We start from the raw sequence: 2275 nt of genomic DNA, 5'->3' as shown, positions 1-2275 counted from the left end.
CGGCACCTGCCACAATGCAGACCGCAGCCCGAACAGAAAGCGGAGCGTGATCGTGACGGCAATTGGTGCGTCGCCCGGGGCGTCGATCGAAGGCAGGATCGCCGAGGAGCTCGGTGTGCGGGAGCGGCAGGTGAAGGCCGCGGTCGACTTGCTCGACGGCGGCTCGACCGTGCCGTTCATCGCCCGTTACCGCAAGGAGGCCACCGAGATGCTCGACGATGCGCAGCTGCGCACCGTCGAGGAGCGGCTGCGGTACCTGCGCGAGCTGGAGGAGCGCCGCACGGCGGTCCTGGAGTCCGTGCGCTCCCAGGGCAAGCTGGACGAGGCCCTGGAGGCGCGTATCCGCGCCGCCGACTCCAAGGCCCGGCTGGAGGACATCTACCTGCCCTTCAAGCCCAAGCGCCGCACGAAGGCGCAGATCGCCCGGGAGGCCGGGCTGGAGCCGCTGGCGGAGGGGCTGCTCGGGGACCCGGGCACCGAGCCGCTCGCCGCGGCCGCCGCCTTCGTCGACGCGGACAAGGGCGTCGCGGACCCCGCGGCGGCCCTGGAGGGTGCGCGGGCGATCCTCACCGAGCGCTTCGGCGAGGACGCCGACCTCATCGGCGAGCTCCGCGAGCGCATGTGGACGCGCGGGCGCGTGGCCGCGAAGGTGCGCGAGGGCAAGGAGGAGGCGGGCGCGAAGTTCGCCGACTACTTCGACTTCGCCGAGCCCTTCACCGAGCTGCCCTCGCACCGCGTGCTGGCGATGCTGCGCGGCGAGAAGGAGGAGGTCCTCGACCTCACGCTGGACCCGGAGCCGGCGGACGAGGCGGACCGGGCGGCCGCGGGCCCGAGCTCGTACGAGCAGATGATCGCGCAGCGCTTCGGCGTCGCGGACCGCGGCCGGCCGGCGGACAAGTGGCTGGGCGACACGGTGCGGTGGGCCTGGCGCACGCGCGTCCTCGTCCACCTCGGGATCGACCTGCGGCTGCGCCTGCGCCAGGCCGCCGAGGACGAGGCGGTCCGCGTCTTCGCCGCGAACCTGCGCGACCTGCTGCTCGCCGCCCCGGCCGGCACGCGCGCCACGATGGGCCTCGACCCCGGCTTCCGCACGGGTGTGAAGGTCGCCGTCGTGGACGCCACGGGCAAGGTCGCGGCCACCGAGACCATCTACCCGCACGTCCCGCAGAACAAGTGGGACGCCTCGCTCGCCGCGCTGGCCCGGCTCGCCCGGGAGCACGGCGTGGAGCTCGTCGCCATCGGCAACGGCACCGCCTCCCGCGAGACGGACCGGCTGGCGGCCGACCTGATCACCCGTCACCCGGAGCTGAAGCTCACCAAGGTGATGGTCTCCGAGGCCGGCGCCTCGGTCTACTCCGCCTCCGCGTTCGCCTCCCAGGAGCTGCCCGGGCTGGACGTCTCGCTGCGCGGCGCGGTCTCGATCGCCCGGCGCCTGCAGGACCCGCTCGCCGAGCTCGTCAAGATCGACCCCAAGTCGATCGGCGTCGGCCAGTACCAGCACGACCTGTCCGAGGTGAAGCTCTCCCGCTCGCTCGACGCCGTCGTGGAGGACTGCGTCAACGGCGTCGGCGTCGATGTGAACACCGCGTCCGCGCCGCTGCTCGCGCGCGTCTCCGGCATCAGCTCCGGCCTCGCCGAGAACATCGTCGCCCACCGCGACTCCAACGGCCCCTTCCGGTCCCGGCGGGCGCTGAAGGACGTGGCCCGGCTCGGCCCGAAGGCCTACGAGCAGTGCGCGGGCTTCCTGCGCATCCGCGGCGGGGACGACCCGCTGGACGCCTCCAGCGTCCACCCCGAGGCGTATCCGGTGGTGCGGAAGATGGTCAAGAGCACGGGCGGCGCGGTCGCCGCCCTCGTCGGCAACACCTCCGTGCTGCGCTCCCTGCGCCCGGAGGAGTTCGTCGACGACACCTTCGGCCTGCCGACGGTCACCGACATCCTGCGCGAGCTGGAGAAGCCCGGCCGCGACCCGCGGCCCGCCTTCAAGACGGCCAGCTTCAAGGACGGCGTCGAGAAGATCGGCGACCTGGAGCCGGGGATGATCCTGGAGGGCGTCGTCACCAACGTGGCCGCGTTCGGGGCGTTCGTGGACGTGGGCGTCCACCAGGACGGCCTGGTGCACGTGTCGGCCATGTCGCGGACGTTCGTGAAGGACCCGCGGGACGTGGTCAAGCCCGGCGACATCGTGCGGGTCAAGGTCATGGACGTCGACATCCCGCGCAAGCGGATTTCGCTGACGCTGCGGCTGGACGACGAGGCGGGGTCGCCGTCCGGC

At 72.9% G+C, this 2275-nt stretch carries 1 protein-coding gene; it reads left to right on the top strand.

Features of this window, described 5'->3' with window-relative positions:
* Positions 1-52: 52 nt before the first annotated feature.
* Positions 53-2275: Tex family protein (locus V7793_RS36575; RefSeq protein ID WP_336013987.1), on the top strand; the 2223-nt coding region annotated here is incomplete at its 3' end.

It is taken from the genome of Streptomyces sp. KLMMK, from assembly GCF_036961605.1.
GTDB lineage: Bacteria > Actinomycetota > Actinomycetes > Streptomycetales > Streptomycetaceae > Streptomyces > Streptomyces telluris.
Note: the sequence above shows the minus strand (reverse complement) of the source record. Positions and strands in the feature narration are given on the sequence as shown.